Here is an 803-nt window from a genome sequence, read left to right on the forward strand (position 1 = left end):
CGTCATAAGCCTTTTGCAGCTCCTGAGCCATTGCCGCCGACGAGCTTTCCACCAGCGTATAGCCGTCCAGCTTGTAGTCGGCCAGCGCTTTTTCCGTTGCCGACATGATGCCCGCGCCCGGCTCGATGCCGATGATTTTATGGTCCAGCGAATCTGCAATCGCTTTGTCGTTCAGGTCTTCAATCGAATCCGCCTTCATATAGGCAGGAACCGTTAGTCCAATCTTCGTTCCATCCAGGTTGGCGCCCAGATCCTCCAGATCTTTACCGTATTTCTCCATATAGGAAGCATGCGTGCTGGGCAGCCAGGCCGCGACCATCGCGTCCGCGCTTCCGCCCGCTACCCCGGCGAACATCGGCCCGGCGTCAACCTGGAGCAGCTCAACCGTCTTGTTCAGCTTCGACTCCAGCACTTCCTTGACAACATAGGTGCTGGCGATTTCAGAATCCCAGGCTACATAAGCCAGCTTGACGGTCTGCGAGCCGCTCTTCGAAGACGAGGACGAGCAGCCGGACAGCATTACGGCGGCCAGCAGGAGTCCCAGCATGGCAGTGGACATAAATTTTCGGCGGTTTCTCTTGTTCATTAATGTAAATCCTCCTATTTGTGCTTGATTTTGAGCGCGTTCTGGGTCAGGCGGTCCAGCAGGATGGCGAGTACGACAATCGCGAGTCCCGCCTCGAAGCCGGCGCCGGTCTTGGCCTGCGACACGGCGCGGTACACATAGGCCCCGACTCCCTGCGCGCCGATCATCGACGAGATGACGACCATCGACAATGACAGCATGATCGTCTGGTTGATCC

General features: G+C 57.5%; 1 protein-coding gene and 1 pseudogene. Both read right to left on the minus strand.

Annotated elements, in window-relative coordinates; translation table 11 throughout:
* Positions 1-520: glycine betaine ABC transporter substrate-binding protein (locus L692_RS0107145; RefSeq protein ID WP_415752760.1), on the minus strand; the 520-nt coding region annotated here is incomplete at its 3' end.
* Positions 521-600: 80 nt separating this feature from the next.
* Positions 601-803 (minus strand): annotated as a pseudogene (locus tag L692_RS0107150) (glycine/betaine ABC transporter); the annotation flags it as partial.

This window comes from Paenibacillus forsythiae T98, assembly GCF_000520735.1.
Taxonomy (GTDB): Bacteria; Bacillota; Bacilli; order Paenibacillales; family Paenibacillaceae; genus Paenibacillus_AQ; species Paenibacillus_AQ forsythiae.